22 protein-coding genes are annotated in these 23,586 nt (G+C 35.4%); 18 read left to right on the forward strand and 4 right to left on the reverse strand.

The window, feature by feature from the left end:
- The first annotated feature begins 6 nt into the window (after positions 1-6).
- From B8955_RS01875 to B8955_RS01945, 15 genes are all read left to right on the forward strand, one after another.
- Positions 7-1,137: a cysteine desulfurase family protein gene (locus B8955_RS01875; RefSeq protein WP_084097976.1), complete on the forward strand. Its 1,131-nt coding sequence runs from the start codon at positions 7-9 to the stop codon at positions 1,135-1,137.
- A 12-nt stretch (positions 1,138-1,149) separates the two neighbouring features.
- Positions 1,150-1,491, forward strand: a complete 342-nt coding sequence (locus tag B8955_RS01880) for a hypothetical protein (RefSeq protein ID WP_084097977.1) — start codon at positions 1,150-1,152, stop codon at positions 1,489-1,491.
- 146 nt (positions 1,492-1,637) lie between these two features.
- Complete coding sequence (gene mnmA / locus B8955_RS01885; protein ID WP_084097979.1) at positions 1,638-2,762, forward strand: tRNA 2-thiouridine(34) synthase MnmA; 1,125 nt, start codon at positions 1,638-1,640, stop codon at positions 2,760-2,762.
- A 120-nt stretch (positions 2,763-2,882) separates the two neighbouring features.
- Positions 2,883-3,434, forward strand: coding sequence for a cysteine hydrolase family protein (locus B8955_RS01890; RefSeq protein WP_084097981.1), 552 nt, complete (start codon positions 2,883-2,885; stop codon positions 3,432-3,434).
- A gap of 118 nt (positions 3,435-3,552) precedes the next feature.
- The gene (recD2, locus tag B8955_RS01895; RefSeq protein WP_084097983.1) at positions 3,553-5,970 is read left to right on the forward strand and encodes an SF1B family DNA helicase RecD2; all 2,418 of its coding nucleotides are present in this window, start codon (positions 3,553-3,555) and stop codon (positions 5,968-5,970) included.
- Between the two features lie 293 nt (positions 5,971-6,263).
- Positions 6,264-8,900, forward strand: a complete 2,637-nt coding sequence (alaS, locus tag B8955_RS01900; protein WP_084097985.1) for an alanine--tRNA ligase — start codon at positions 6,264-6,266, stop codon at positions 8,898-8,900.
- Positions 8,901-8,959: 59 nt separating this feature from the next.
- A complete protein-coding gene (locus B8955_RS01905; protein ID WP_084097987.1) occupies positions 8,960-9,223 on the forward strand; it encodes an IreB family regulatory phosphoprotein in 264 nt (87 codons plus the stop codon).
- The gene (ruvX, locus tag B8955_RS01910) at positions 9,223-9,642 is read left to right on the forward strand and encodes a Holliday junction resolvase RuvX (protein ID WP_084097989.1); all 420 of its coding nucleotides are present in this window, start codon (positions 9,223-9,225) and stop codon (positions 9,640-9,642) included. Before B8955_RS01905 ends, ruvX begins: the two co-directional genes overlap by 1 nt.
- A gap of 13 nt (positions 9,643-9,655) precedes the next feature.
- On the forward strand, positions 9,656-9,949 hold the full coding sequence (locus B8955_RS01915; protein ID WP_084097991.1) for a DUF1292 domain-containing protein: 294 nt from the start codon (positions 9,656-9,658) through the stop codon (positions 9,947-9,949).
- A 160-nt stretch (positions 9,950-10,109) separates the two neighbouring features.
- Complete coding sequence (mltG, locus tag B8955_RS01920) at positions 10,110-11,231, forward strand: endolytic transglycosylase MltG (RefSeq protein ID WP_084097993.1); 1,122 nt, start codon at positions 10,110-10,112, stop codon at positions 11,229-11,231.
- An 80-nt stretch (positions 11,232-11,311) separates the two neighbouring features.
- Positions 11,312-11,944, forward strand: a complete 633-nt coding sequence (gene udk, locus B8955_RS01925) for a uridine kinase (RefSeq protein WP_084097995.1) — start codon at positions 11,312-11,314, stop codon at positions 11,942-11,944.
- Between the two features lie 76 nt (positions 11,945-12,020).
- Positions 12,021-12,500, forward strand: coding sequence for a transcription elongation factor GreA (gene greA / locus B8955_RS01930; RefSeq protein ID WP_084097997.1), 480 nt, complete (start codon positions 12,021-12,023; stop codon positions 12,498-12,500).
- Between the two features lie 366 nt (positions 12,501-12,866).
- Entirely contained in the window at positions 12,867-13,373 is a 507-nt protein-coding gene (gene liaF / locus B8955_RS01935) for a cell wall-active antibiotics response protein LiaF (protein ID WP_159444415.1), read from the forward strand.
- The gene (locus tag B8955_RS01940) at positions 13,370-14,392 is read left to right on the forward strand and encodes a sensor histidine kinase (RefSeq protein WP_084098001.1); all 1,023 of its coding nucleotides are present in this window, start codon (positions 13,370-13,372) and stop codon (positions 14,390-14,392) included. The genes liaF and B8955_RS01940 overlap by 4 nt, the downstream gene beginning before the upstream one ends.
- Positions 14,393-14,400: 8 nt before the next feature.
- Positions 14,401-15,033, forward strand: coding sequence for a response regulator transcription factor (locus B8955_RS01945; RefSeq protein WP_084098003.1), 633 nt, complete (start codon positions 14,401-14,403; stop codon positions 15,031-15,033).
- Positions 15,034-15,107: 74 nt separating this feature from the next.
- On the opposite strand, the gene rnjA is transcribed toward B8955_RS01945, so the two are convergent.
- Positions 15,108-16,781, reverse strand: a complete 1,674-nt coding sequence (gene rnjA, locus B8955_RS01950) for a ribonuclease J1 (RefSeq protein ID WP_084098005.1) — start codon at positions 16,779-16,781, stop codon at positions 15,108-15,110.
- The gene (locus B8955_RS01955) at positions 16,781-16,999 is read right to left on the reverse strand and encodes a DNA-directed RNA polymerase subunit epsilon (RefSeq protein ID WP_084098006.1); all 219 of its coding nucleotides are present in this window, start codon (positions 16,997-16,999) and stop codon (positions 16,781-16,783) included. The genes rnjA and B8955_RS01955 overlap by 1 nt, the downstream gene beginning before the upstream one ends.
- A 148-nt stretch (positions 17,000-17,147) precedes the next feature.
- Here B8955_RS01955 and B8955_RS01960 point away from each other — a divergent pair, with 148 nt between their 5' ends.
- The gene (locus tag B8955_RS01960) at positions 17,148-18,134 is read left to right on the forward strand and encodes an aromatic acid exporter family protein (protein ID WP_084098008.1); all 987 of its coding nucleotides are present in this window, start codon (positions 17,148-17,150) and stop codon (positions 18,132-18,134) included.
- A gap of 28 nt (positions 18,135-18,162) precedes the next feature.
- Here the strand turns inward: B8955_RS01960 and trhA are convergent, their stop codons facing one another.
- Positions 18,163-18,828: a PAQR family membrane homeostasis protein TrhA gene (gene trhA / locus B8955_RS01965; RefSeq protein WP_084098010.1), complete on the reverse strand. Its 666-nt coding sequence runs from the start codon at positions 18,826-18,828 to the stop codon at positions 18,163-18,165.
- 118 nt (positions 18,829-18,946) lie between these two features.
- Between trhA and B8955_RS01970 the strand changes: the two genes are divergently transcribed.
- Together B8955_RS01970 and B8955_RS01975 are read left to right on the forward strand one after the other, a co-directional pair.
- Positions 18,947-20,176, forward strand: a complete 1,230-nt coding sequence (locus B8955_RS01970) for a GTPase (protein WP_084098012.1) — start codon at positions 18,947-18,949, stop codon at positions 20,174-20,176.
- Between the two features lie 256 nt (positions 20,177-20,432).
- Positions 20,433-21,845 (forward strand): alanine/glycine:cation symporter family protein, encoded by a 1,413-nt coding sequence (locus B8955_RS01975; RefSeq protein ID WP_084098014.1) that lies wholly within the window; start codon positions 20,433-20,435, stop codon positions 21,843-21,845.
- A 70-nt stretch (positions 21,846-21,915) separates the two neighbouring features.
- Here B8955_RS01975 and B8955_RS01980 read toward each other — a convergent pair whose 3' ends face one another.
- Positions 21,916-23,514 carry an ABC1 kinase family protein gene (locus tag B8955_RS01980; RefSeq protein WP_084098016.1) on the reverse strand — a complete coding sequence of 533 codons (1,599 nt, stop codon included), beginning with the start codon at positions 23,512-23,514 and terminating at the stop codon, positions 21,916-21,918.
- Between the last annotated feature and the right edge of the window lie 72 nt (positions 23,515-23,586).

Below are 23,586 nucleotides of genomic sequence, written 5' to 3' on the forward strand. Positions count from 1 at the left end.
AATTTAATGTCAGGAACTTATTTAGATTATGCTGCAACAACACCGATGGCTCCTGAAGTCATTGCAAAAATTACAGAAACCATGCAAATGAATTATGGAAATGCCTCTAGTTTGTATACTATAGGTCGGGAATCGCGTAAAATAATTGAAGATACGCGACAATTAGTGGCTAAAACACTAAATGCCAATCCTAACGATATTGTCTTTAATAGTGGAGGAACTGAAGCAAATAATTCCGCATTAATTAATGCGGCTAAACAGTACAGTCATCAAGGAAACCATATTATTACCACAGCTGTTGAACATTCATCGGTTTATCAAACGATGAAATATTTAGAATCTAAAGGTTTTCAAGTGACCTATTTAGACTTCGATACTACTGGACATATTAGTTTAGATGCACTAAAAAATGCGATTACGGATCAAACGATTATCGTATCGATTATGGCAGGTAATAATGAAGTCGGCTCATTACAAAATCTACAAGCGATTGGTGATTTATTAGCAGAGAAAGAGATATTTTTCCATACTGATACGGTGCAGGTTTATATGAACGAACCAATTGATGTCCAACAATTGCATGTTGATGCCTTATCAATGTCTGCCCATAAAATATATGGTCCTAAAGGAATTGGCTTTATGTATTATCGTGATACAGCGAAGAATTTTCATTCTTATATTTTAGGTGGCGATCAAGAAAATAAACATCGTGCTGGGACAGAGAATGTTCCGTTGATTGCTGGAATGCAAAAAGCGATTCAATTGCGGTTAGAAAATGGTGAACAAGAACAAAAACATTTTATTGAATTACGGCAATATTTACTAGAATCAGCAAAAGAAAGGCAATTGGATTTTGAGATAAATGGGCCACAGACTCCGGAGTTGAAACATATTTTAAATATTTATTGGCCCAATCACCCTAGCGATATCAATTTAATTAAATTTGATATGAATGATATCTATTTATCTGCTGGATCTGCATGTACAGCAGGTAGTTTAGAGCCAAGTCGAATTCTAGTTGATATGTTTGGTAGTGATAGTTCACGTACCACTGAAAGTTTCCGAATATCTTTTGGTGAAAAGACATCATTTAAAGAAATTGATCATTTTCTCGATGTTTGTGAGCAAATTAAGTAAGAGGAGCATATTATGGCACTAAAAGAAAAAGCAACATTTCCTGGCAGCAATAATGAGTTTTCCCTACATCCAGATTGTAAAAAATATACGTTACGTGATTATGGTTTTCAACAAACACCAAAAGGTCAGTTTGAATATAATCGACCCGTAAAACCTAGTTTTAAGGATTCACGTTCAATCATGTTAAAAATCCAAGTGGCAAAAGATTTATCAGGTTTATCAATGAATACTACTAATGCGAATGGATTACAGTCTGTTAATGTGTATAAAGGTGATCGCTTAGCAGATTTTATTCAGCCTTTGGAGGCCATTCTTACTGATATGGAAGAACAACATGTATTGAAAAAACACTAAGAAAACGTAAAAAAGCAAGTGATATCAAGATTATGGCTTGCTTTTTTATTTTGAGCGCTTTAAGATAAACACTTAGAGTTATCTAACTACTAATCAAGAAAAATACGACCTTCAATCGTAAATTTTTTAGAAAGATGGTGATGTGATTGGTAGATAATAGTCAAACAAAAGTAGTTGTTGGAATGAGTGGCGGTGTTGACTCTTCAGTAACCGCATTATTACTAAAACAACAGGGATATGATGTCATCGGTATTTTTATGAAAAACTGGGATGATACGGATGAAAATGGTTTCTGTACGGCAACAGAAGATTATAAAGATGTGCAAGCTGTAGCTAATCAAATTGGTATCCCTTATTATTCCGTTAATTTTGAACAAAAATATTGGGATCGTGTCTTTACATATTTCTTAGATGAATATAAACGAGATCGTACACCGAATCCTGATGTCATGTGTAATAAAGAAATTAAATTTAGAGCTTTCTTAGATTATGCTTTAGAGTTAGGAGCAGACTATGTCGCCACAGGTCATTATGCTCAAATACGGCGTGACGAAAATGGCAAAGTCCATCTCTTAAGAGGGGCAGATGACAACAAAGATCAAACGTATTTTCTAAATCAACTGAGTCAAGAACAATTGCAACATGTGATGTTTCCTTTAGGACATTTAGAAAAACCGGAAGTTCGTCGCATTGCAAAAGAAGCTAATTTAGCGACAGCCACGAAAAAAGATTCAACCGGTATTTGTTTCATTGGTGAAAAAAATTTCAAATCATTCTTATCTCAATATTTGCCTGCTCAACCAGGTAAAATGATTGCTGAAGATGGTACAGTGATGGGAGAACATGCTGGTTTGATGTATTATACAATTGGCCAACGAAAAGGATTAGGAATTGGTGGAACTAATGGCACTAATAATGATCCTTGGTTTGCCATTGGAAAAGATCAAGCAAGTAATACACTGTATGTTGGACAAGGCTATCATCATCCTAAGTTATATTCTGAGTATCTGATTGCTAGTGACTTGTCGTTTGTTGATGATGAATGGGACAAAGATTCTTTTGATTGCACTGCAAAATTTAGATACCGTCAAAAAGATACCAATGTTCACGTGGATCGTTTAGATGAAGATCGCGTTAAGGTAACATTTGAAAAACCTGTTCGTGCGATTACCCCTGGCCAAGCTGTCGTTTTTTATGATGGTGAGGAATGCTTAGGAGGAGCAACTATTGACCGCGCTTATACAGGTGATCATGTGATGCAATATCAATAAGACGATATTTTAAAGCTAGGAATATCCTAGCTTTTTTAGTTATTTTTTGAGTTTAAATGTGCTAAGATGAATATATCAAATCATTGCTTTAAAGTTTTATGAAGATAAGAGGTAATAGTTATGAAAGCAGTTATTTCCATTGATTATTCAAATGATTTTGTCGCTAGTGATGGCGCGTTAACAGCTGGTGAACCTGCTCAAGCTATCGAAAAAGATACCGTTCGATTATTAAAAGATAGTATCGGTAATGGAGATTTTGTTGTTTTTGCTGATGATATTCATGAAGCGAACGATCACTATCATCCAGAGACCGAATTGTTCCCACCTCATAATCTTATCGACACAACTGGTCGCCAACTTTATGGTCAAGTTCAAGATGTTTATGACCAAAATAAACATTTAGATACGGTCTATTGGTTAGATAAAACCCGTTATTCTGCATTTGCGGGAACTGACTTAGATATTAAATTGAGGGAACGGCATATTCAAGAAGTTTGGTTATCTGGAGTAGTAACAGATATCTGTGTGTTACATACAGCAGTAGATGCTTATAACTTAGGATATGATATTGTCGTTGTTGAAAATTGTGTCGCATCATTTAATCAAACGGGGCACGAATGGGCGCTTGATCATTTCAAAAATAGTTTAGGTGCTAAAGTTATTACTTATTAATTCCTAGGAAAATTATGAAAGAATTCCATTTATTAATGATGGAATTCTTTTTTGTAAGTAAATAGTCTCTAATAATGACTTATGATATACTGAAAAGTTGTGATTAGGAGGGAAGTAAATGACTACCGAACGAGATTATATTATTGGTGAGATAAAAGCCACTTTTTTTGAAAATCCAAATAATTATTATCGAGTGATGAAAATTCGTGTTGATGAAACCAATACGATGTATTCTGAAGATGAGATTGTTGTTACGGGGGTGTTTGCTGAAATCCAAGAAGGAACAACTTATCAGTTTAATGGTCAATTAGTCGATCATCCAAAGTATGGTATTCAATTTAAATGTGAGACTTATGAGCGTCAAAAAATAACGAGTCGTGAAGGCTTACAACGCTTTTTATCAAGTGATCAATTTCCTGGAATTGGTAAAATATTAGCGAAACGAATCGTAACGCAATTTGGTGAAGAAACGATTGATATTATTTTAAATTCTCCAGATCGCTTACAAGAAATTAAAGGTTTAACCAAAAAGAAACGCGTGATGTTACATGACTTGTTAGAGTCTCAACAAGGTAATGAACAAGTTTTTATTCAATTAGCTGAGATGGGATTTTCTAATCAATTAGCGGCTAAAATACATGCTCAGTATCATAATGATGCGATTGAAATCATTGAGGAGAATCCTTATGCTCTCATTGAAGATATTAATGGATTCGGTTTTAAACGTGCTGATGAGTTAGCGATGCACCTAGAATTCCCACCTGATAGCCAAGTACGAATTACCGGTGCTATTATTTATAAACTTGATGAAATCTGTATGCAATCTGGAAATACTTATGTAGAGTATGATGGATTAGCTGATCAAGTCAGTGAATTACTCTCTGAAGGGCAAGTCCAACGTATTGAGCCAGATTTAGTTAAAACGATTCTTGACGAAATGAGTGAACTCGGTAAGATTATTATTACTGAAGGACATAAAGTCGCGTTACCAAGTTTATATTATGCTGAGGCAGGAATTGCTGCTAAATTAAATCATATGCAACAAGATCGCTATCAGCCGGAATATCCTAATTGTAATTTAGATGATGAAATTGAGACTTTAGAAGAAGAATTGAACATTCGTTATGGGAATGCACAAAAAGCTGCAATACGAGAAGCTTTAATGAATAAAGTGTTCGTTTTGACTGGCGGGCCAGGAACTGGGAAAACAACGGTACTTAACGGAATTGTTCAATTATATTCGAAGTTGAATGATTTATCATTAGATGTTGATGATTATGAGCCGGGAGGATTTCCAATAGCTTTAGCCGCACCTACCGGACGTGCTGCCAAACGTATGTCAGAAATGATTGGTCTACCAGCAAGTACAATCCATCGATTGCTCGGATTAACTGGTGAGGAAGATGAGACTGAGGAATGGGAAGGCAATGGCCAACAATTAGAAGCCGATTTACTGATTATAGACGAAATGTCAATGGTTGATACGTGGTTAGCTAATCAATTGTTAGAACGAATTCCTCCGTTTATGCAAGTTATTTTTGTGGGGGATAAAGATCAACTACCTTCCGTTGGACCAGGACAAGTTTTATCTGATATTATTCGTTCTCAAACAGTTAAAACACGAGAACTAGATGAAATTTATCGTCAAGATGATGAATCAACAATTGTCACTTTAGCTCATAACATAAAACAAGGCATTGTTCCGGGTAATTTAACCATTAATCAATCGGACCGCTCATTCATGGTGAGTGACACGAATCATTTAGCACCGCTTGTATCAGCAATAGCTAAGCGGGCGATTGAAAAAGGATATGATAAACGCTCTGTTCAAGTCTTAGCCCCAATGTATCGCGGACGAGCAGGAATCCATGCTTTAAATGAACAGTTACAATTTGCTCTCAATCCTAATAATGAAGGGACTAAACGAGAAGTTAGCTATTTTGAACAAACTTTTAGAGTCGGAGATAAAGTCTTACAATTAAAAAACCAACCCGAAGATAATGTCTTTAATGGGGATGTGGGAGAAATTGTCGCTATTTTTAGAGCGAATGAAACTGAAAGTAAGGTGGACGAGATTGTTGTTGCCTTCGATGATGTTGAAGTGACTTATGAACGTAAAGATTGGAATCAAATTACTTTAGCGTATTGCACGTCGATTCATAAATCACAAGGAAGTGAATTCCCAATTGTCATTTTGCCATTAGTTAAACAATTTCAACGGATGCTACAACGCAATTTAATTTATACTGCGATTACTCGAGCTAAGCAGTCTTTAGTCTTGATAGGGGATCCTGATGCTTTTGTAATGGCTATTCAAAACGTGACGGAGCATCGTGATACGCAGCTTCTTGAATTTTTATTGGAAGCGAATCATTTAGATTCTGATGAAGTTTTTGTTGGTAATGATGAAACATCAGTTATTGATAAAGAAATAGAAGAAGATGATGGTCCTAAAATTTTGACAGCCGCTCATATTATAAATCAACAGATTGACCCGATGATTGGGATGGAAGGATTAACCCCATATGATTTTTAGTGATAAAGTGATTTGACTCAGACTTGACATTTATTCTAAATAATCAGTATAATATCCTGTAAGCAAAAATAAGCAATCTGTGAAAGACTATAACCAATCAATTTTAGCGAGAGTGGATAGTGAAAGCACTCACCGATTGTGTTGCTCCTTTCACTATAGATAAGTCGAAAGACTTCGCGCTCGCGTTAATAAGCAAATGAAGAGGTAATGAACATATCATTGCAACTGAGGTGGTACCGCGCACTTGCGTCCTTAGTAGCAAAGATATGTTTTTTTATTTGAGGAGGAAAAATATGGAACAATTAACTAGTGTAGAAATTAGACAAAAATGGTTAGATTTTTGGAAAACAAAAAATCATCAAGTAGAACCTAGTGCCTCGTTAGTTCCTGTAGATGATCCCACATTATTATGGATTAATTCAGGTGTTGCAACATTAAAAAAATATTTTGATGGGTCAGTTGTTCCGGATAATCCTCGGATTACGAATGCTCAAAAATCTATTCGGACAAACGATATTGAAAATGTTGGTGTTACAGCGCGTCACCATACGTTATTTGAAATGTTAGGTAACTTTTCAATTGGAGATTATTTTAAATCTGAAGTCATTCCATGGGCATGGGAATTACTAACAGGTGAAGAATGGTTTGCGATTGAACCTGAAAGATTATATGTGACATATTTCCCAGAAGACAAAGAAACATTGAAATTATGGCAAGAGGTTACACAATTAAGTGATGATCATTTTGTTCCTATTGAAGATAATTTCTGGGATATTGGTGCCGGTCCATGTGGCCCAGATACTGAAATTTTCTTTGATCGTGGTAAAAAATATCAGGATTTAGCTGATGATGATCCTGAAATGTATCCAGGGGGAGAAAATGAACGTTATTTAGAAATTTGGAATATTGTCTTTTCTCAATTTAATCACATGCCAGATGGAGAATATGTGCCTCTAAAACATAAAAATATTGATACAGGTATGGGATTAGAACGTATGGTAAGTGTTATGCAAGATGCCCCTACAAACTTTGAAACTGACTTATTTATGCCTATCATCCATGCTATTGAAAAAATGGCAACGACTTCTAAATATGGGGAAGATGCTAAGGTTAATATTTCATATAAAGTCATTGCTGACCATATTCGAGCAGTTACCTTTGCTATTGGGGACCAAGCGCTACCTTCTAATGAAGGACGCGGTTATATTTTAAGACGATTAATTCGTCGTGCGATGATGCATGGTCGGCGATTAGGAATTACTAAAGCTTTCTTATATCAATTAGTTCCGGTTGTTGGTGAAATTATGTCTGATTTCTATCCAGAAGTGGTTAGTGAAGCTGACTTTATTATGGAAGTAATTGAAAAAGAGGAAGAACGATTCTTAGAAACCATTAATGAAGGAGAAGACATCTTAACTGGTGAGATTGAACGTCTAAAAGCTGCAAATGAGACGGTGTTGGCTGGTGAAATTGCCTTCAAATTATATGATACTTACGGTTTCCCATTAGAATTAACCAATGAATATTTAGAATCAGCTAATATGACGACCGATGAAGAAGCTTTTGAAGCAGCAATGCAAGCACAAAGAGAACGTGCTCGTGCAGCTAGAAAAGATACAAAAGGTATGGGTATTCAATCTGATATTTTAGGCGATATTGTGGCTGATAGTCAGTTTGTAGGCTATGAAAATGTCAAAAGTGAAGGAACGGTTAATAGTTTAATCGTTAATGATCAGATTGTAGAAGTAGCTGAAGCTGGACAAACCGCTTACTTTACCGCTTCAGAGACGCCATTTTATGCGGAAATGGGTGGACAAGTAGCCGATACCGGAGTGATTTACTCGCTAGATGGTAAAAAACTCGGTGATGTTATTGATGTTCAAACGGCACCTAATGGCCAACATTTGCATGAGGTGACTTTAGTAGAAACTCTTAAATTGAATGACGACATTCAATTAGTTGTTGATGAAAAACGACGTCATGCGATTACTAAAAACCATACGGCAACACACTTACTTCATCAAGCGCTTAAAGATATTTTAGGTGAGCATGCTAATCAAGCGGGCTCATTAGTGGCTCCTAAACAACTACGGTTTGACTTTACGCACTTTGGTCAAGTGACAGATGAAGAGTTAGAACGCATGGAACATATCGTTAATGAAAAAATTTGGGATGCTATTCCCGTAGAAACGATTGAAACAACGATAGAAGATGCGAAAGCACGTGGCGCTATGGCATTATTCGGTGAAAAATATGGTGATATCGTACGTATGGTTTCTGTTGATGATTGGTCTATCGAATTATGTGGTGGTGTCCACGTAGCTAATACAGCAGAGATTGGTGTATTTAAAATTGTTTCTGAAAGTGGTATTGGGGCTGGTGTTCGTCGGATTGAAGCATTGACTGGTGAAGCAGCTGTTGACTTCTATAATCAACAAGAGCATCAACTACAAGCAATCGCTAACCAAGTGAAAGTGAAAAAAGCAGCAGATATCTTACCACGATTAGAAAGTCAACAAGCAGAAATAAAACAATTAGAACAAGAATTGGAAAGCCTTAAAGCTAAAGCCAACCAAGAAGCTGCTGGACAAATTTTCCAAAATGTTCATACCGTAAATGGCACAAGTTTTATTGCTGAACATTTGCCAAAACGTGAAATTAAAGATTTACGTCATATTAGTGATGATTGGAAACAAGCAGATTACTCTGATATTCTAGTATTAGCTACAGATCATGATGATAAAGCGAATTTATTAGTTGCCGTTAAACCTGAAGCCATTGAAAAAGGCTTTAAAGCTGGCGACTTGATTAAACAATTAGCCCCACTTGTGAATGGTGGCGGTGGTGGTCGTCCTGATTTAGCACAAGCAGGTGGTAAAAATCCAGCTGGAATTAAAGATGCGCTATCAAAAGTCAGCGATTTATTGTAAAATAGGACTAAGCCATTTATATATAATAGGGTGGTTTAAACCAATTAGGAGGTGCCCTTATGAGTATCAAAGATGAAACGGTTTTATTTAACTTCGGTGAAGGCAAAGAACGTGAAATTCAAAAAACATTAGGGATGGTATATGATGCCTTAGTTGAAAAGGGTTATAATCCAATCAACCAAATTGTTGGCTATTTATTATCTGGTGATCCTGCATATATTCCTCGTCACAATGATGCCCGTAATATTATTCGGCAATATGATCGTGACGAACTATTAGAGGAATTGATTACCCACTATATGGCAGATTTAGGTAGACGCTAATGCGCTATATGGGACTAGATGTTGGCACTAAAACAGTAGGGGTCGCTGTAAGTGACCTAATGGGCTGGACAGCTCAAGGAATCGAAATTATTGCTATCGATGAAGAAGCTGAAGAATACAATCTCGATCGAGTTAAAGCACTCATCGATGAGTATGATGTGACCAAAGTAGTGATTGGTTTACCTAAAAATATGAATAATACAGAAGGACCAAGAGCTGAAGCTTCTCGATTTTATGGCAGTTTAGTTGAAGATGAATTAGGAGTGCCGGTTGTATACCAAGATGAACGCCTGACAACCAAACAAGCGGAACGTATGTTGATTGAAAAAGGCGATGTGAGTCGACAAAAACGCAAAAAAGTAATTGATAAGTTGGCAGCTGTCTTAATTTTACAAAATTATTTAGATGCCAATAGCTAAAGGAGGAAAAAGAATGACAGAAGAAAATGCGCATGAGCATGAACATATTACGATTGTTGATGAAGAAGGTAACGAAACATTATATGATATTTTGTTTACCTTTGATTCTGAAGATTTTGATAAATCATATGTTCTTGTTTATCCTGCAGGAGAATTGAGTGAAGAAGAACCTGTTGAAATCGAAGCTTTCTCATATATCGAAGCAGACAACGGTTATGAAGGTGAATTAAAACCTATCGAAACTCAAGAAGAATGGGATATGATTGAAGAAGTTTTAAATACCTTTGTTTCTGAAGACGAAGAATAACTAATATTGGGGACTAGAGAAAAAGCTAGTCCCTTCTTTTTATTGCAATTATATTACAAAAGGATGACTTTTTAGCAATTCAGTGACTAACAATTGCTCCTTTTCTTCAAAGTCATGTATAATAATTAAGATGTTTTAAAGAGCAGTAAGGAGATTGTTTATGACCAAAAAATCTAAGCGTCACTCTAGTAAACGCCAAATTGAGGCGAAACAAGAGGACAATTTAGCAAGTAAAGTGGTAAAGTGGCTATTTATCTTATTAATTAGCTTAGTATTAATTTTCGGAATAGTATTTGGTGTTAACGTTATGACTGGTGGCTTCGGAAGTGATGATGAAACGGTAGCTGTGGATATTCCTAGTGGCGCAACGGCAAATGATGTCGCAACAATTTTAGCAGATAATGATATCGTTGCTAATGATAAGTTGTTTAGTCTCTATATGCGTCTATCTGGCAAAGATGAAATTCAAGCGGGTCATTATGAATTACCGAAATCTGCTGGTTTTGGCGAAGCAAGTGACATTCTAGCTGAAGGTGGTCTTTCAGGAGAAACTTATAAACTTGCCATTCCTGAGGGAACAAATTTAGAAGGAATTGCCGATATCGTTGCGGACGCTTCCGATTATTCTGCCGATGAATTTATGGAAGTAGCAAAAAGTGATAAATTTTTCGACCAATTAAAAGCTGACTACCCTGATATGTTAGGAGAAGTTGCTGATAAAGATGATGTCAGATATAAACTCGAAGGCTATTTATATCCAGCAACTTATGACATTGGTAAAGACGAAAGCATTGAAGATATTATTCATAAGATGGTTGATAACATGAATAATGTTTATGTTCAACACCAAAGTGAACGTCAACATTCTGACTTATCATTCCATGAAGTCTTAACCTTGGCCTCATTAGTAGAAGCGGAAGCTCCTGAAACTGCTGATCGTCAAAAAATTGCAGGTGTCTTCTTTAATCGATTAAACCAAGATATGCCAATTCAATCTGATATTTCAATTAGCTACGCATTGAACGAACATCGACCATATGTGACATACGATGATACAGAAGTTGACTCACCATACAACTTATATAAAAATACTGGCTTAGGCCCTGGACCATTTAATAATCCTGGTGTCGAAGCTATTGAAGCAACATTGGAACCTGAAGATACTGATTATTTATACTTCGTTGCTGATCTAAAAACAGGTAAAGTTTACTATGCGAAAACGTATGAAGAGCATATGGAACTTGTTGATAAATATGTGTCTGAAGATAATGCAGATATGTAGTATAATAGAAAACAAATGACGATAATAAAAGCTCAGGATAGTCCTTGGGCTTTTTTCTTGAGTATGAGGGGAGAAAGCAAATGAGAAATTGTCCGATTATAATTGGGGTTACCGGTGGAACAGGTAGTGGTAAGACATCCGTTACTCGTAAAATTATGGCAGATTATGAAGATGTCTCACTAGCATATATTGAACAAGATGCTTATTACAAAGACCAGTCGCATTTAAGTTTTGAAGAGCGAATTAAAACGAATTATGATCATCCGTTAGCTTTTGATACTGATTTATTAAAATCTCATCTAAATCAGTTACTGAATAACGAAGCGATTGATATGCCAGTTTATGATTATACGCAACATACACGAAGCCAGCAAACAGTGCATATAGAACCGCGTGATGTGATTATTTTAGAAGGTATTTTAATTTTATATGATGAAGAATTAAGAGACTTGATGGATATCAAAGTTTATGTTGATACCGATGATGATATTCGGATTATTCGCCGTATTGAACGCGATATGGCGGAACGTGGACGGTCCTTAGAATCGATTATTAAACAATATACTGAAGTGGTTAAACCGATGCACGAACAGTTTATTGAACCAACGAAGAAATATGCCGATCTAATTATTCCTGAAGGCGGAAAAAACTTAGTAGCTATTGACTTAATGCGGACTAAAATTGAGTCAATATTAGAAGATAAGAAAAAGTAAAACGTATTGCAATTTAGAATAATATCTGATATTGTATTGCTATTGATTTTTGATAAAAGACAGTTAGGAGAATAGTATGACTGAAGAAGTTTATCCGATGACCCAAGAAGGGTTAGAAAAAATAGAAAAAGAATTAGATGAGTTAAAAGTTGTTAAAAGAAAAGAAATTGTTGAACGAATTAAAATTGCTCGTTCATATGGTGATTTATCTGAAAACTCAGAATACGAAGCTGCAAAAGATGAACAAGCTTTTGTTGAAGGCCAAATTGCTAAACTAGAAAATGTGATTCGTTATGCTGAAATTATTAATCCTGAAGATTATGAAGCGGATGAAGTTAGCTTAGGACGAAAAGTGACTTTCCAAGAACTTCCTGATGGGGATGAAGAAGAGTATTCAATTGTTGGTAAAGCTGAAGCTGACCCATTAGAAGGTAAAATTTCTAATGAATCTCCAATTGCAAAAGCCTTAATTGGAAAACGTGAAGGTGATGAAGTAGATATCACAACACCAGGTGGAACGATGAAGGTAAAAATCGTGAAAGTTGAAGAAGCTTAAAAGATTAAATTAAAATGATATGCTCCCCCAAAAAGGTGTATTTTTAGTACACTTTTTGGGGGTTTTTTATTTATATTGTAAGATAGGTCTTAAGCAGGACGTGAAAACTATTAAATTATGTATAATAAGAAGTAGGATAGAGGTGAAACCATGTCTAAGCGGACGAAATTATTAATTATCATTTTAGTTCTCATTTTATTTAGTGGCTTTACTTGGCATATTGAAAGTTTTATTTCCATTTTTGTTGGATGTAGTCTTTTTTATTGGATCCTTACGCGTCCAAGTACATCTTATCATCGACGACAAACCTTCATTATATGTCTTAGTGCACTAGCAATATTTTTTATTATATATGGTTTAATTAATATGGCCTGGGTTGGCTTATTAGTAATTATCATTGGCGCAATGCTAATCATGTCACCCACCAAAACACAAAGCGTTGAAAATGTTCAAATATTAAACGAAAGAGATACATTACAAAACTCTCAAAATCAAGAAGCGAATAAATCACTATTTTTGAAATGGCAATACTTTTTTGGCAGTCAACCAGCTCCGCAACATTTGGATGACTTTTCTCTTGTGAGTGGGATACAATCGACATTGTTAGATTTTGGACAAGTATTAATTCCACGAGGCGAACACTTTTTAGTGATTCAAAAAATAGGAGGGCAATTAAAATTGGTCATCCCTGAAGGAGTCGGGGTGGCGTTACATGTTCATCAATATCGAGGACGTGTTTATTGGAATCAGCAAGAAGAAATATTCAATAACCAGCAAATGATTTTAACGACCAAGCAATTTGCTGAAGCACCAAGACAGTTAAACATTCACTTATATATGGGAATAGGGGATATTCGGGTGATTGAATTATGAGAATCAAACGCTTACTACTGATTTTTTTCGCCATTTTGTTTGGTGAAATAATAACACTATTAGTGTTATTTGGAATGTTCCCATCTCAATTCATTCATATTGTTCGATCATTGACACTAGTTCAAGGTATTTATAGCGGATTACTTTTAGTCGTCATGTTTTTAATTATTGCTTTGAGTTTATCAACGCTTCTTTCAATCTACTTAGTAGAAGAAGAAAAAGCGTTGCAAGGCGTGTTAACTCAACTGCTTCATTCGGAAGAGAACGAAGCATCTGTTAAAGAAGAATTAAATTATTTACCTGAGCAAACGAAAACGTTATTGGTTGATTTACAACAGCAAATTTCCCAGTGGCAGCAAACTCAACAGCAACATGCACTCCAAGAGCAAGAGGTTAATGGTTTACGTGAAGATTATATAGTCAAAAAAGAGAGACAACGGATTGCTAGAGAGTTACATGATTCTGTGAGTCAACAATTATTTGCGATGACAATGGTTTTATCGGCAATTGAAGAAGAAAAAGAACAGTTACCAAAAGCAACTCAAAACTTAATTAGTCAAGTTGTTCAGATGATTAATTTTGCGCAAGCAGAGATGCGAGCATTATTATTACATTTACGGCCGTTAAATTTAATGGATAAACCGTTAGACCAAGGCATTGAGCAGCTATTTAAAGAATTAGATACTAAAGTAGCGATGACATTAGAAACCCGATTGAATCCAGTCAATTTACCTCATGAAATTGAGGATAATCTTTTTAGAATTGTTCAGGAATTACTCTCTAATAGTTTACGTCATGCTAAAGCAACCGTTATCGAATGCGAATTGTTTAATCGTCAAAGTTATGCGATTATTCGTTTTATTGATAATGGTGTAGGGTTTAAGGTTAATGGGCAATCCTCAACGAGTGGTTATGGATTAAAAAATATCCAAGAGCGAGTGACACAATTCGGAGGAAATTTCAAAATAATGAGTGAACCTGATGAAGGGACCGTTGTTGAAATTGCGATACCAAAATAGGAGGAACTATGATACGAGTATTAATTGTGGACGATCATGAAATGGTAAGATTAGGGGTATCAACTTATCTTGGGACTCAACAAGATATCGAGGTCGTAGCCCAGGCTAGCAATGGAGAAGAAGGATATCATAAAGCTATCAAATACCGACCTGATGTGATTGTAATGGACTTGGTGATGGATGGTTGTGATGGGATTACAGCCTCTAAAAATATTTTGGCTGAATGGCCAGAAGCCAAAATTCTTATTGTGACGAGTTTCCTCGATGATGAAAAAGTTTATCCAGCCATTGAAGCAGGAGCCTATGGTTATATTTTAAAAACATCGTCGGCAGCAGAAATTGCTCAGGCAATTCGTAAAACAGCTAATGATGAACAAGTGATTGCCCCTAAAGTATCAGAAAAATTGCGCCATCATGAATTAGAACAAAGTCGACATTATTTACATGATGATTTAACGAAGAGAGAATTTGAAGTTTTGCAATTAGTGGCTAAAGGAAAATCAAATAGTGAAATCGCTAGTGAACTGTTTATCTCTCTTAAAACCGTTAAAACACATGTTTCAAATATTTTAAGTAAACTACAAGTTGAAGACCGAACGCAAGCAACGATATATGCTTATCAGCATCAATTAATTGAATAATAACTAGAATATTAAAAAGGAGGCAGATGAGTGATCCATCTGTCTCCTTTAATATATATTATATCATTTACCTCTTATACTCTAAGAACAACTGGCATAATCATTGGATGACGTTTTGTTCGGTTATATAAGAAGGGTTGTAAGGCACTTTGCATTTTATCACGAAGAATTTTTTCACTTGCTTCATTACCTGAATTTAAATGACCAATAACGGCGGTTTTAATGACTTTTTGAGCATCTTGAATGAGTTCTCCGGATTCTCGCATGTAAATAAAACCACGAGAAACAATATCAGGTCCAGCTAGTAATTCATTATTATCAAAATCAATAGTCACCACAGCAATAACTAGCCCATCTTCAGATAAGTTATGACGATCTCGTAACACAATATTTCCAATATCCCCAATACCTTTTCCATCTACATAGACATCGTTAGCAGGGAACGAACCTGCACGACGCGCGCTGTCAGCGGTTAACGCAAGAACGTCACCATTCTTCATAACAAAGGTATTGTCTTTAGGGATACCCACTTGATGAGCTAAGCCAGCTTGAATACTTAACATCCGATATTCTCCGTGCACTGGCATAAAGTATTTTGGTTTCAATAAGGACAACATTAATTTCATTTCTTGTTGTCCGCCGTGTCCAGAAGTATGCACATTATTCACTTTACCATGAATAACGTCAGCTCCTGCTTCTAATAAATTGTTAATTAAACGGTTAACACTCGTCGTATTACCTGGAATCGGTGAACTAGAGAAAATAACCGTATCATCTGGCTGGATAGAGATTTGACGATGCGTACCATTGGCGATTCGACTTAATGCAGCCATTGGTTCCCCTTGAGAACCGGTACACATAATCATGACTTCTTCAGCTGGATAATTATTGATTTGTTTGCCATCAATGAAGGTATTTTCTGGCACATTAATATAGCCTAATTCACAAGCATTTTTAATCGCCGCTTCCATTGACCGACCGAATACAGCCACTTTACGTCCCGCTTTAATAGCGACGTCGATTGCCTGACTTAGACGGAAAATATTTGATGCAAAGCTGGCAAATATAATTCTTCCTTCAATACCTAAGATAATGTCACGTAATGACTCACCAACAATTTTTTCTGATTTGGTAAATTCTGGAATTTCTGCATTAGTAGAATCTCCTAACATTAACAGAACGCCTTCATCACCTAGACGAGCCATTTTGTGAATATCAGCCGGTTTACCCACAGGTGTAAAATCAAACTTATAGTCGCCCGTAAAAACAATATTTCCTGGTGGGGTTTTTACCACAATTCCCATTGCATCAGGAATGGAATGAGCAGTTAAATAAAAACTGAATGACGTTTTTCTAAATTTAACGACATCATCTTCATCAATCTCGTGCAATTCAGCATCTCGTAATAAACCATGTTCATCCAGTTTGTTACGAATTAAAGCCATCGCCAAACGACCAGCATAAATTGGAACATTGATTTGTTTTAAAAAGAAAGGAATGCCTCCAATGTGGTCTTCGTGACCATGAGAAATAACTAATGCTTTAATTTTATCTTTGTTTTGTAAAAGGTAGCTATAGTTGGGAATAACATAATCAATTCCTAAGAGTTCATCTTCTGGGAATTTAACACCGGCATCCAAGACGATAATCTCGTCTTGAAATTGAACGGCGTACATGTTTTTACCAATTTCGCCGAGTCCCCCGACGGCAAAAACACCTACCTCATTATTTTTTATATTAACTTTCATTAGTTAGAAAACTCCGTTAAGTGGAAGTCTTCACTTTTTTTCTCATATTCAAGATGTGCGCCTTCGAGAGGTTGAATGTATTCAACATTGTAGGGGGTATTTTGAGCAATCATTTCACGCACAGCCACAACTGAATCTGCTTCAATATATAATGCATGGGTAGCTTCACGATGTGGAACCTCTGTTTTAGATTCCTGATAAGTTACTTTGTAAATCATAACATTCTCCTTTTTAAAATTAGTTCAATATACTAGTTTCATTTTAACATATTTCCTAAAAAGTTGCTGTTAATATCATTTAATAGAAGTGATTAATCATATCAAGTAATATGTGATAAAATATAAAAGAATAAGAGGGGGAATCTATATGGAAGCATTGCTTAAAGCAGCAAAATATGCTGTGGTTACGTTTTTGGCAGTAACTATTGCGAATATTGTAGGATTAGAATATGAAATTAGTGCTGGAATTATCGCAATTTTTAGCTTAGCTGAGACTAACCGAGCAACCATTCAGTATATTGAAAGAATTACATTGACAATGGTATTAAGTCTTATTATTGCCAGCGTTCTTTTTTCATTTTTAGGATTTCATGTTTGGATATTTGCGCTTTATTTACTGATTACTTATCCTATCACTGTTCAATTTAATTCTCATCAAGCCATAGCTCCTTGTGCTGTTGCAGTTTCACACTTACTGCAAGAACAATCGGTATCGGTGGACTGGATGTTCAATGAATTTTTACTGTTAGTTATTGGGACGGGAGTCGCATTTTTGGTTAACTTGTATCAGCCAAAACGCTTAGATCAAATTGAAAATTACAAAGAAAAAGTGGAAGAAGATATGAAGGCCATTTTGACAGAATTTGCTGATTATTTATTAGCTGATGATGCTGTTTATGAAGGGTCAATTTCATTAGTAAGTTTACAAGATCACTTACGCGAAGCCATTACGCTTGTTCAAACAGAAGGGGAAAATCGCTTAACCGATAATTATTTTTATTATCGAGAATATTTTGATATGCGTGAAGCTCAAACTCGGCTATTATATGAAATGGATGAGAGCTTACGAGAATTGGGAGCAACCAGTCCGGAGTATGAGGCTTTAGCAGAATTTCTCCATCATACGAGTGATAAACTACACGAAAAAAATACAGGGATTCGCTTACAAGAAGATTTAAAAAAAGTTGAAGTCGCTTACCAAGAAACCCCATTACCACAATCACGAGCAGAGTTTGAAGAGCGAGCAGTTCTTTATGAAGTATTACTTGATTGTCGTAAATTTGTCCAATTAAAAAAAGATTTCGCGAGACGTTTACGTTTTATGCATGTGAAACGAACGTTGAAAAATGATTAAAAGACTGGCGCTAAGCCAGTCTTTTATTTTAAACGAAATAGTAAATTGAAAAGTACATTGCCATACTACCTAAAATAACAAAAATATGCCAAATAACGTGCCAGTAGTGTTTATGAGCATTAGCATAGAATATCGTACCAACCGTATAGAAGATTCCGCCTAGAACAAGCAGTATTGACCCCCAAGTTCCCAAACTGAGAATCACATCTTTGATAGCAAAAATAACTAACCATCCCATTAAAATATAAAGGGCGGTAGAATATTTTTTTGTTTCTTTCAAGAAAAATATTTTCATAAAAACACCGGCTAAAGCGATAATCCATTGACTGATACAAATAAACCAACCTAATTTTCCACCGATTGCTAGTAAACAGAATGGGGTGTAGGTTCCTGCAATCAATAAAAATATACTTGAGTGATCAATCACTTTAAAAATAGGTGCCATACGAGTGAAAGAAAAACTATGATAAAGAGTGGATGCTAAGTATAAAAAGCACATAGAAGCCCCATAAATAATATAAGTATTAATTTCTAAAAGGGACTCATTTTGTATCGCTTTAAAAATTAACAAAACCGTGCCGATAATGGCTAATATCGTTCCAATCCCGTGGGTAACCGCATTTAACACTTCATTCGTAATTTGATATTTACGGGAATAATGATTTACTGATATGCCATCGATAGAATTTACCATGCTATCTCCTCCTAAACGTTTACTTATTGAAATTATAGCATAAAAAATGAGTAGGAGTACTTTTCATTGTAATCTCAAGGTTGCCTATAATAAACTAATAATAAGGAAGGTGAATAATATGAAGAAACCTTTAGATTTTTCATTGATTGATGAATTAACGAAAAGAACGACGGAAGAAGTTAATAAAATTGATCCATTAAATATTTTAGTTGTTGGTAAAACGGGTGTCGGAAAAAGTACTTTAATTAATCATCTATTTAGAGAACGATTAGTTGAAACAGGTGTTGGAAAACCAATTACACAGCACTTACGTCGAATTTCTAAAGATGGCGTACCAATGACGTTATTTGATACTCGTGGTTTGGAGTTAGACGCTAGTGTTCAAAAACAAGTAGCAGAAGAAATTAAAGAAGCCATAGAAAACCTTAAACAAAATAACGAGTCTTTAGATGTCATTTATTATTGTTTATCAGCTAGTAGCTCTCGTATAGAAGAGATGGAGATTGATTTTATTCAATCATTAGCTAAACAAGCGCCTGTCATTATTGTACTGACACAATCAATTGGCCAACCAGCTAAAGAATTCAAAATGTATATTGAAACATTAAATTTACCGATTTATTCAGTCGTTAATGTCATGGCTAAAAATTACAAGATTAGTGAAGATATTCAAATTGATGCGTTTGGACTCGATGACTTACTTGACCAATCATTTGCAGTCCTTCCAGAAAATCGTCATGAGGCTTTTAACAATGCCCAACAAGTTGATATTGAACGTAAAGTTCAGGCAGCGAAAAGTTGGGCGAAAAAATATATGGTAACCACATTTGGTGTAGGATTTACTCCTATTCCGTTTGCGGATGCAACAGTTTTGGTTCCAATGCAACTCGGAATGTTAGCTCATATAACAGCTATCTTTGGGATTTCATTAGATAAATCAACTTTAATTGGAATTATTGGTGCTATTGGAGGGACTGGAGGAGCTACCTATCTAGGACGGACGTTAGTCAGTAATGTGATGAAGTTTTTACCTGGTGTCGGAACGGCTGCTGGAGGTGCAATTTCTGGATTAACCGCAGCAATGGTTACTAGTGCCTTGGCTATGAGTTATATTGAAGTGTTAGCGATAATTGCAACGCAAGAAGCAGAAGGTGGCGAGTTAGATTCTAAAGCTGTCAAACGAATTATGAAAGAACGATTTGACATGCGACTAAAACGTGGAAAAGATGACGAAGACGTCAAACAAATCGTTGCCAAAAGTGATGAATTGTCATTTGATGATGAGAAACCAAAACGAAGAAAATGGCAACCACTCAAAAAATTTGTTAAACGAAATCGACGAAAATAATATGTAAAAAAACCTAACGTAAAGCGTTAGGTTTTTATTTTGGTGTGCTTTTTTAAGATAATGGTGAAAATTTTTCATAAGATGATATTTTTTGGAGTAAATGATGCAATCTTTTTCTTATAATATTAGCGATTTTGTAAATATTTAAGAAAAAATAAAAACAAATTTTGCAACCATGTTATTTTTAGTGTAAAATAAATCCAACATGATAGATTTCTTTACATGAAATCAAATTTTATATTTTTGGAGGAAAGTTATGTTCGCATCACTTTTAGAAGCCATTAATGGGTTCCTCTATTACCCATTATTAATTATTGTGTTGGCTGTCGCAGGAATTTATTTTTCTTTTCGGACCAAATTTGTGCAAATTCGAATGGTTCCAGAAGCTATCCGCGCTTTAATGGAAAAACCTGAAGATGATAACGGGGTATCTTCTTTTCAAGCTCTAATTGTTTCTACTGCCTCACGTGTTGGGACTGGAAATATTGTCGGAGTGTCAACGGCTATTGTTCTTGGGGGACCTGGAGCCGCTTTTTGGATGTGGTTATTAGCAATTATTGGTGCTGCCACTGCCTTTATTGAATCAACACTTGCCCAAATTTATAAACGTAAAGATAAAGAAACGGGAGAATCATATGGTGGTCCCGCATATTATATTGAATCCGCATTAAAAAATCGTGGCATTGCTAGTTTATTTGCTCTATTTTTAATTTTAACGTATGCCTTTGGATTTAACTTACTCGCTTCATATAACTTACAATCAACATTTGCAGTTTACGACTTTTATCACCCATCAACGACACCATATATTATCGGTGCTATTTTAGCAGCTATTGTTGCTTATGCTATTTTTGGTGGGGGTAAACGGATTGTTCGCATTACTGAAATTATCGTACCTGTTATGGGAATTGCTTATGTTTTAATGTCAATTATCGTATTAGCAATGAATATTGACTTATTGCCTAATGCCATACGTTTAATCTTTGAAGATGCATTCTCTGCTCGCTCATTTGGTGGAGGATTAGCTGGATCAGCAATGATTTACGGAATTAAACGGGGATTATATTCAAATGAAGCTGGAGTAGGGTCTGCTCCTAACGCAGCGGCATCAGCCGGTGTGTCTCACCCAGTTAAACAAGGACTTGTTCAATTTATGTCTGTATATATTGATACGTTATTAATCTGTACAGCTACTGCTATGATGTGTATTGTGACAGATGTCCAACCAACTGAAGAATTAGCAGGTGCACCATTTATTCAAGAAGTGTTGGCACAAAACTTCGGCTCAATTGGTCCTTCATTCATTACTATTGCAATGATTCTATTTTCCTTTACGACGTTATTAGGTAATCTATACTATTGTGAACCAGCGTTATCATTCTTAAATAAAAATAAACGCCCAAGCAAAAACTTTATTTTAATCTTTAATATTATTTGTGTCGCTGTTATTTTTATTGGGGCATTAGTACCAATGGATATGGCTTGGACAATCGCAGATATTCTTATGGCCGGCATGGCATTAATTAATATTCCAGTATGTTTACTCATTGGAAATGTAGCCATTAAAGCAGTTGCTGATTATAATGAGCAACGTAAAGCGGGTAAAGAACCGGTTTTCAAAGCTAGCAAAGTTGGCTTAGATCCTAATGAACTCGATTATTGGGGTTAACAAGCAGATATAACGAAAAGGAAGCAATCTAAAAGGATTGCTTCCTTTTTATTTTATGAGGTAATTAATGTTAAGGACGCCAGCTTGATCGTAAAATAGAAATTAATAAAATTAAACCAATAATACTTGCGACGATAAAAAAGGCAATCCCTAAACTTTCAACAGAAGGGGTTCTAGCAGTGGTTATAATGAACGTAGACGATACAATTAATGCCGCCAGAATTAAACTTGAAATGGCACGATTAATCATCCGATTGACTTCAGTCATCCGACGTTCAATATTATTAAAACCAATTGTCACTTTTAACCGGTCATTGTTAATATGATCTAATGTTTTTTCCAGTTTTTGTGGAATATTTGCAAGTGTCCGTGCTTGTCTGGAACTACTTCTTAATAAATGTTCCGGAGATATAAGTTCTTTCCAATCGATAACATTTCCGGTCAATAAAAAGCTTTGAAAAACAGCCATAAAATCTAGGTCTGGAGACAAGTTTTGAATGACTCCTTGGATGATGACAATGGTTTTCTCCAATAGAATAAATTCAGACGGAAAAGTTAATCCATATTGATGCCCAAAACGTAAAACATCTTGGAAGATAGCAGAGACTTCTAATCCAGCAAAACCTTTTGTAAGGTATTTATTAAATAGATATTGAATATCATGATAAAAAGCCACTTGATCAATTGGTTTATGTTGTTTACATACTTGTAAGAGTAATTTTGCAATCTCATCAACATCTTTGAAGGTAATCGCCTTTAACGTATCTATCAAAATTTTTTTATTTAATGGTGAGAGTTTGCCCATTAAGCCAAAATCAATAAAATAGATTTTGCCATCATTAATTAGTAAATTTCCGGGATGCGGATCTGCGTGATAAAATCCATCTTTAAAGACTTGGAAAAGAAAGGAATAAACTAACTTTTCAGCAATATCGTTTAAATCGTAATCAGCTTTCAATAATTGCTCTTTTTGATTAATTCGAATACCATCCACAAATTCTTGCACCATGACGTATTGTGTCGTCAATTCATCAATAGGATGCGGCGCCTGAATAACGGAACGATTGTTATTGTACATCATAAATCGTTTCGCATTTTTAGCCTCATTTTCAAAGTCAATTTCTTGTAAGGTTTGGTTTTTAATCTCATTTAATATTTCAACCGGATTCACCATAATTCCTAAGAAAATATTAGGGATATGTTCAATCACGCGAATAAAGATATTTAAATCACGGATTAATTCATTTTCAATATTAGGCCGCTGAACTTTCACAATGACTGATCGTCCATCAGGCATTGTTGCTTGATGGATTTGAGCAATTGATGCACTAGCTAATGGTGTTTTATTGAAGGTTGAAAATAAATGGTCAATCGGTTGTTTTAAATGAAGTTGTACAAGTTCTTCTATCACGTCATAGGATAAAGGGGACGTATTATCTTGGAGTTTTTGTAACTCGCTAATATATTCAGGTGGTAAAATGTCATTACGAGTTGAGAGAATCTGACCAATTTTAATAAAGCTAGGGCCTAGTTCTTCAAAAGCCAAGCGTAAATTTTTAGGATTTTGGTCTTTATTTTCTGGTTTAACGTGTGTGTTATAAATATGTCCAAATCCATACTTACCTAATACACTAACGATTTCTGTAAATCTTTCTCTATGACTAACCATTCATTTTCCCTCTTTTCTTAGGTAATAAAAAGCTGAAGCAAGCATTCAGAAGCTTGCTTCAGCGAAAGAAAA

The sequence above is a fragment of the Aerococcus suis genome, from assembly GCF_900176325.1.
Taxonomy (GTDB): domain Bacteria; phylum Bacillota; class Bacilli; order Lactobacillales; family Aerococcaceae; genus Aerococcus; species Aerococcus suis.